This window comes from Pelomicrobium sp. (assembly GCF_036803785.1).
GTDB lineage: Bacteria > Pseudomonadota > Gammaproteobacteria > Burkholderiales > UBA6910 > Pelomicrobium.
In genome coordinates this window covers 1-6,449 of record NZ_DAIRTR010000153.1, presented here as the reverse complement: position 1 = coordinate 6,449, position 6,449 = coordinate 1, and the positions used below count along the sequence as shown (strand labels likewise).

Here is a 6,449-nt window from a genome sequence, read left to right as displayed (position 1 = left end):
GGACCGACGGAAAGGAAGCCTTCCCTTCCGATCGCTGAGCTCTGACTTCCGAGACCTCCTCCCGCGAGCGCCGCAGACGCCACCGGGGCCACAGCCGGAGCTCTTTGAGCGCTGCTGCGCGCCACCGGTTGTTCACAGGGGCCGCTCCATCAGGATGGCGTCCTCGCGCCCGCCCTCGGCCGGGTAATAGTTGGGGCGCACCCCCACCACCCGGAAACCGGCACGGCGGTATAGGTGGGACGCCGCGTCGTTCGACGGCCGCACTTCCAGCACCATGGTGTGCGCCCCTTGCTCCCGAGCGATGCGGATGAAGTGGGCAAGCAGCTCCCGCCCGTGGCCGCGCCGCTGCCAGCTCGAGGCGATGCTCAGGTTGAGCAGGTGTGCCTCCTGCACCGCCACCATCATCACTCCATAGCCCACCAGCGCGCTCGGCACCTCATAGAGGTAGCAGTGGTAGCGGGCGCGGATTGAGTCGAGAAAGTTGCCCCGGGTCCAGGGAAAGGCGTAGATCTCCTCCTCGATGCGCATCACCCGCTCGACGTCTTCGACGCACATAGGGCGCAGCACCGGCGCAGGCCGGACCAAGGCGCTCATCGTTCCTCCTCCCGCAGGGCCACTTTGTCCCGCAGGTAAAGGGGTACCGCCTCGGCCGCATCCCCTCCCTGCCCGGCAGCGAAGCGCGGCGCCGCCAGCACCGCGATCTCCCCCGCCCGGGGCCGGAGGCCCGACAGCACGCGGGCCACGCGGGCGCCGTAGCGCTTTTCAAGGGCCTCGCGATACGCATCGAAGCCGCTACCGCAACCCCACCAGCCCCCGTCCGGCACCTCAGGCGCCTCTTCGGGACGACACAGCCGCGGGGGACTCACCACCCGCCAGGCGCCCATTTCCCGCCCCCTCGCCGCGTCCCGCTCGTAGGCGGCGTGGTAGATCTCGCCGATACGGGCGTCCAGACAGGCCATCACCCGCTGCGCGGCGCATGCCTGGGCCAGGGCTTCCAGGGTGCTCACCCCGAGCACCCGCAGCCCCGCCCCGAGGGCGAGCCCCTGGGCGAGACCGCAGGCGATGCGCAGCCCGGTGAAAGAGCCCGGCCCGGCGCCGTAGGCGATGCCCGACAGTTGGGAAAGCTCGAGTCCGGCCCTGGCGAGAAGCTCGTCCACCATGGGCAATACCATTTCCGTGTGGCGCTGGCCAGCAAGGCGTTCCAGCGCGTGCACTTCGCCATCGAGCCAGAGGGCGACCGAGCAATACTCACTGGAAGTGTCGAGGGCGAGGATGTTCAAGGCGCGCAGCACAAACCGCAATGCAGCAAGATTATAGCGGGAGCACGTGGGGCATGCCGTTCAGCGCCCCTGTTGCAACGCTGCCCAAGCCGTCCGGTACGCCTCCAGGGCTCTTTCGTCGAAGCAGACGCAGATCACCCGTTGCGGCAAGGCGTGGGACGCGAGAAAGCGGCTGATCTCGGTGAGGGCGATGCGGGCAGCGCGTTCCAGGGGAAAGCGGTAGGCGCCGGTGCTGAGGGAGGGAAAGGCGATGGAGTGCACCCCATGCTGGGCGGCGAGGGCAAGGGCGTTGCGGTAGCAGCCGGCGAGCAGCTCGTCTTCACCCCGATCGCCTCCATGCCACACCGGCCCCACGGCGTGGATCACGTACTTCGCCGGCAGGCGGTATCCCCGGGTGATCTTGGCCTGCCCGGTGGGACATCCCCCCAGCGTGCGGCATTCCTCCAAGAGTTGCGGTCCGGCAGCCCGATGGATGGCGCCGTCCACCCCGCCTCCACCCAAGAGGGTGGTGTTGGCGGCGTTCACGATAGCCTCCACCTGCTGTTGCGTGATGTCCCCCTTTACGATTTCGATCCGTAGCTGCCCCATGGCTTAAGCCTCGCCTCCATGGCCAAATCATGCGCGGCGCGCACCGCGCCAGGAATCTTGGCACAGATCTCGCTAGATCCTCTGAGAGCCCCGCACGCCGGGACCCGGAGAAGCGCGGGACTCGCTGACATATGGTTGAATGGACGGGTTTGCCGTCCAGGCCGACACCTGACCACCCAGGTCTCGAGCCCTTGCTTCGGTCCAAGGATAGCGGATATGTCGACTTTCTTGTCGAACGGATTGGTATTTGCAGGAGCGCTCATTCTCGCTGCCTCCCTCGGAGTGCTCCAGCGCCTGCAGGCCACCTCCCCCACCGCGACGCTGCGGCGCCGCTGGCGCCTGTTGAGCGGCATGGTCCTGTTCTTCATAGTCGGCTATCTCGTCTACGCCCTGATCATGGGAGACGAGAATGTCCGCACTGCCGGGCTTATCGTCCCCTCGGTGTTCTTCGTCGGTGCCTGCTTCGTCTGGCTGGCCGTTCGCCTCGCCTGGCAGATGAGCCAAACCCTCGTGCGGGTCGACCTTCTGGAGAAGGAAAGCGTCACTGACCCCTTGACCCGGGTCCATAACCGCCGCTATCTGGACCAGCGCCTGGGAATGGAAATCGCAAGAGCGCGCCACTCCCGCTCGCCCCTCTCGATCCTGCTGCTCGACATCGACTACTTCAAGGAGCTCAACGATCGCTACGGGCACCCGGCCGGCGATCAGGTGCTGGACCAATTGGCCCAGGTGATTTCCTCCAGCGTGCGGGCTACGGACGTGGTCGGGCGCTATGGCGGTGAAGAATTCCTGATCCTTGCGCCCAACACCCCTCTTTCGGACGCCGTCTTGCTCGCCGAGCGCATCTGCGAGGCCATCGCTGCCCGCCGCTTCAGCACCGTGGACATGCAAGGGCAGCTCCAGGAGATCTGCGTGACCGCTAGCATCGGCGTAGCCGCCTTGGAACAAACAATGCACGAAGCGCAACAGCTCATCCGTACCGCGGACCAGCGCTTGTACCAAGCGAAAGGGCAGGGGCGCAATCGCGTCTTCCCGCCCCCTGCCCAGCCCGGGCGCGTCACGCTGCCCCGGGAGAACTTAAGCGAAGGCTGTGCCCTCCGCTAGGGGCAGCCCTGGACCGATCGCCTCGAGCAGCAGGCCCGGGTCGTTGGCGGCGAGCCGCCGGGAATCGGACAAGCGCCGGCGCCAAGCTCGCGCATGAGGCACACCATGGTACAGCCCCAGCATGTGTCGCACGATGGCCCGCAGGGGCGTTCCTCGTCCGACCTCCTCCACGCAATAAGCGTGCATGGTACGCACTACCTCCTCCCGCGTCCTGGGAGGATGCAAATCGCCATAGAGCCGACGATCGACCTGCGCCAGCAGGTAAGGATCGTGGTAGGCGGCACGTCCCAGCATGACGCCGTCCACGTGCTGCAGATGGGCCTGGATCTCCCCCCATGAGCGCACGCCGCCGTTTAGCACGATGGTGAGCTCGGAAAACTCCCGCTTCAGGCGATAGACGTAGTCGTACTTGAGGGGGGGAATCTCCCGATTCTCCTTGGGGCTCAAACCCCGCAGGATCGCGTTGCGGGCGTGGACGATGAAGATACGGCAACCCGCTCGCGCAAGAGTTTCCACGAAACGGCGCACGAAGTCGTAGGCCTCGACGGCGTCGATGCCCAGACGGTGCTTGACCGTCACTGGCACGCCCACCGCATCCTGCATGGCTTTCACGCAATCGGCCACCCGTTGCGGCTCGCCCATCAGACAGGCGCCGAAGGCACCCCGTTGCACCCGCCCCGAAGGGCAACCGCAGTTGAGGTTGATTTCGTCGTAGCCCCATCGCTCCCCTAGCCGGGCGCAGCGGGCAAGCTCCTGGGGATCGGACCCGCCCAGCTGCAGCGCCACCGGATGCTCCAACGCATGAAACGCCAGGTGCCGCGCTGCGTCCCCGTGAAGCAGCGCGCCGGTGACCACCATCTCGGTGTACACGGGGGCATGCCGGGTGAGCTGGCGGAAAAAGTAGCGGCAGTGCCGATCCGACCAGTCCATCATCGGTGCAGTGCTCAAGGCGCGCATCATGCGGGTCTCGCGAAAGACAAACAGCGGTTATTATCCCACGGACCCATGGCCGGCCCCGCGCCGGTCGCGAATCCATCCGGGCTCGCCCGCGAACCGATCCAGGAGGACCTCCTCGATGCGTAGTTCCGATCGCCATGTCTTGGCCCACGCGGGCCGTCATATCGTCGCCGGGATTCTGGTGCTGGCGCCCTTGTGGGTTACCTGGCTGGTGTTCGACTTCCTGCTGGGTGCCCTTTCCCGAGCCGGACGCCCCTGGGTACAGGGGCTTGCCGTTTTCGTTGCCCGCTACTCGCCGACGCTGGCCGAGCAACTGTTCGCCCCGTGGTTCGAGTCGGCGGTGTCCATCCTCTTCACCCTGGCGGCGCTCTATGCGCTGGGGTGGGCGGCAAGCCGGGTGGTCGGGCGGCGCATCCTCGCCTGGCTCGAGGCTCTCATGGGCCGCATTCCCCTAGTGAAGGCGGTCTACAGCGCCACCAAGCACTTCCTCCAGGTCATCCAGCAAAAACCGGCGGGGGTGGAGCGGGTCGTGATGATCGATTTTCCCCATCCGCCCCTCAAAGCGCTGGGGCTCGTCACCCGCACCCTCAAGGACGCCGCCACTGGGCAAGACCTGGCGGTGGTCTACGTGCCCACCGCCCCGAACCCCACTTCGGGTTATGTGGAAATCGTGCCCGTTGACCGGCTCACCCCCACGGACTGGACCCTGGAAGAGGCCATGCGCTTTACCCTGACCGGGGGCACGAGCGCCCCTGATCACATCCCCTTTTCCAGGCCCTGAAGCAGAGAGGGGCGCGATTGTGGTAAATTCAAAAAAATGTGAAGCGGCGAAAGCAGCCCGCCTGCGGGTTGTTTCGTCAGACGAACGGGTTTGCACCTCCGGGACGGTACGGTTCGGGCAGGAGGGGAATTCTCTCGGGCCCGAACGGTCGTCCCGGCTCGATAACACGGGAGGAAAATGTGCTGAGACTCGATCGTTTACGCCTGCAACCCGACGAGCGGTTCGCCTTCTTCCAGGGTTTTCTCAAGAATCCCGCCCGGGTCGGGTCCGTCATTCCCAGCTCCCGCTTCCTGGAGCGGCGGGTGGTAGAGCTCTCCGATGTGGGCCGTGCTCGGGCAGTGGTGGAGCTGGGCCCGGGCACCGGAGGCACGACGCGGGCATTGCTGCGCGCCATGGCCCCCGACGCCCGCTTGTTGGGCATCGAGCTCGATGCGGACTTCGTGCGCATTCTTTCCGCGACGCGCGACCCGCGGCTGGTCATTCACCATGGGGATGCCCGGCACCTGGAACGGCACTTGCGGGCACACCGGTTTCCTGCGCCGGAAGTGGTGGTCTCCGGCATTCCCTTCTCCACCATCCCTCGGCGGATCGGCCGGGAAATCCTCCGAGCGGTATTCGATGCCTTGGCCCCGGGCGGTCGCTTCGTCGCCTACCAGGTGCGGGATCGGGTCGGGGAGCTGGGGCGGGAGTTGTTCGGCCGGCCTGAGGTGCGAGTGGAGCTGCTGAATGTACCTCCCATGCGGGTGTACCGCTGGGTCAAGCCGAATTTGCCCCTCATGCGGCAGGCCGGCTAAGAAAAGCCCCGGTTCGAAGCTCACGTCGGACCCCCGCCCCAGGACTTCCCGCCGAGTCCCCCAGGGGCGGGAAATAACCGCTGATTCTAGCCCTACCTGCGGCCGGGTGGGAGCTATCTTCGGGAAGGCTGCCTCGCTAGACTGATTCAGCAAACTCTCCATACCCAAAGAGGTGGTCATGGCCAATACCTGGATCTTGGTGGCGAATTCCAGCAAAGCCCAGCTCTACTTGAACGCCGGACCGAAAAAGGGATTGAAGAAACTCAAAGAGTTCGATCACGCGGCGAGCCGGGAGAAAGCCTCCCAGTTGGTCACCGATCGCCCGGGACACAACAAAAGCCACGGCAACGGGCACGGCGCCTACGTGCCCCAGACCGATCCCAAGCAGCACGAAGCCCAGCATTTTGCCCTCGAGCTTTCCCGCTTCCTGGACTTGGGCCGCACCCGCAACGAGTATCAGCGGCTGATCCTGGTGGCGCCCCCCGCCTTTTTGGGGCTGCTGAAAGGACAACTCGATCCCCACGTTCTCGACCGGGTGACCGACAGTTTCGAGAAGGATTACACCAAGGTGCCCGAAAGAGAGCTGTCGAGCCATCTAGAACAGTGCATTTATCTCTAAGCCCGGCGCAGGGCTCAGCCGCCGAGGGGCCAGCGGCCGATGGTTTCGTAGTGGGTGGTTCCGTTGCCCCGCGTTGAGCGCACGAGGACGAATTCGTCGGCACGCCACAGGAGCGGCTCCTCAAGGGTTAAGCTTTCCCGGCAACGGGCGTTGCGCGCCAGGGTCACATGGGGCACGTAGGGCCGGCGATCGAAAGCGTAGCCCGCGGCCCTGAGCCGCGCCTCCAGCGCTGCCACCAGCCCGGCCAGGGCCTCGGGCACCGCGCTTGTGCCCGCCCAGGCGATGAGGTTGTGGCGCCAGTAGCCCAGTCGATCCAGGGTAAGCTC

9 protein-coding genes are annotated in these 6,449 nt (G+C 65.9%); 4 read left to right on the top strand and 5 right to left on the bottom strand.

Annotated elements, in window-relative coordinates; genetic code table 11:
• Positions 1–132 precede the first annotated feature (132 nt).
• The 3 genes from rimI to V7Q81_RS13855 are packed head-to-tail and all read right to left on the bottom strand — an operon-like array spanning position 133 to position 1,868.
• Positions 133–594, bottom strand: coding sequence for a ribosomal protein S18-alanine N-acetyltransferase (gene rimI / locus V7Q81_RS13865; protein ID WP_333844378.1), 462 nt, complete (start codon positions 592–594; stop codon positions 133–135).
• Positions 591–1,280: a tRNA (adenosine(37)-N6)-threonylcarbamoyltransferase complex dimerization subunit type 1 TsaB gene (gene tsaB, locus V7Q81_RS13860; RefSeq protein ID WP_333844381.1), complete on the bottom strand. Its 690-nt coding sequence runs from the start codon at positions 1,278–1,280 to the stop codon at positions 591–593. Before tsaB ends, rimI begins: the two co-directional genes overlap by 4 nt.
• A 60-nt stretch (positions 1,281–1,340) precedes the next feature.
• Positions 1,341–1,868, bottom strand: coding sequence for an O-acetyl-ADP-ribose deacetylase (locus V7Q81_RS13855; protein ID WP_333844375.1), 528 nt, complete (start codon positions 1,866–1,868; stop codon positions 1,341–1,343).
• A gap of 216 nt (positions 1,869–2,084) precedes the next feature.
• On the opposite strand from V7Q81_RS13855, the gene V7Q81_RS13850 reads away from it, so the two are divergent.
• Positions 2,085–2,972: a GGDEF domain-containing protein gene (locus V7Q81_RS13850; RefSeq protein ID WP_333844372.1), complete on the top strand. Its 888-nt coding sequence runs from the start codon at positions 2,085–2,087 to the stop codon at positions 2,970–2,972.
• Here V7Q81_RS13850 and dusA read toward each other — a convergent pair.
• On the bottom strand, positions 2,946–3,932 hold the full coding sequence (gene dusA, locus V7Q81_RS13845) for a tRNA dihydrouridine(20/20a) synthase DusA (RefSeq protein ID WP_333844370.1): 987 nt from the start codon (positions 3,930–3,932) through the stop codon (positions 2,946–2,948). The genes V7Q81_RS13850 and dusA overlap by 27 nt on opposite strands.
• Before the next feature lie 115 nt (positions 3,933–4,047).
• Here dusA and V7Q81_RS13840 point away from each other — a divergent pair, with 115 nt between their 5' ends.
• The 3 genes from V7Q81_RS13840 to V7Q81_RS13830 all read left to right on the top strand — a co-directional run bounded on the left by V7Q81_RS13840 (position 4,048) and on the right by V7Q81_RS13830 (position 6,123).
• A complete protein-coding gene (locus V7Q81_RS13840; RefSeq protein WP_333844367.1) occupies positions 4,048–4,710 on the top strand; it encodes a DUF502 domain-containing protein in 663 nt (220 codons plus the stop codon).
• A 179-nt stretch (positions 4,711–4,889) separates the two neighbouring features.
• A complete protein-coding gene (locus V7Q81_RS13835; protein ID WP_333844364.1) occupies positions 4,890–5,504 on the top strand; it encodes a class I SAM-dependent methyltransferase in 615 nt (204 codons plus the stop codon).
• Between the two features lie 178 nt (positions 5,505–5,682).
• On the top strand, positions 5,683–6,123 hold the full coding sequence (locus V7Q81_RS13830) for a host attachment protein (protein WP_333844362.1): 441 nt from the start codon (positions 5,683–5,685) through the stop codon (positions 6,121–6,123).
• A 14-nt stretch (positions 6,124–6,137) separates the two neighbouring features.
• On the opposite strand, the gene V7Q81_RS13825 is transcribed toward V7Q81_RS13830, so the two are convergent.
• Positions 6,138–6,449: 2'-5' RNA ligase family protein (locus V7Q81_RS13825; RefSeq protein ID WP_333844360.1), on the bottom strand; the 312-nt coding region annotated here is incomplete at its 5' end.

Coding starts and splice junctions, on each gene's coding strand:
- dusA (WP_333844370.1), bottom strand. CDS start 3,932: ATGATGCGCGCCTTGAGCACTGCACCGATGATGGACTGGTCGGATCGG.
- V7Q81_RS13850 (WP_333844372.1), top strand. CDS start 2,085: ATGTCGACTTTCTTGTCGAACGGATTGGTATTTGCAGGAGCGCTCATT.
- V7Q81_RS13855 (WP_333844375.1), bottom strand. CDS start 1,868: ATGGGGCAGCTACGGATCGAAATCGTAAAGGGGGACATCACGCAACAG.
- V7Q81_RS13830 (WP_333844362.1), top strand. CDS start 5,683: ATGGCCAATACCTGGATCTTGGTGGCGAATTCCAGCAAAGCCCAGCTC.
- rimI (WP_333844378.1), bottom strand. CDS start 594: ATGAGCGCCTTGGTCCGGCCTGCGCCGGTGCTGCGCCCTATGTGCGTC.
- V7Q81_RS13840 (WP_333844367.1), top strand. CDS start 4,048: ATGCGTAGTTCCGATCGCCATGTCTTGGCCCACGCGGGCCGTCATATC.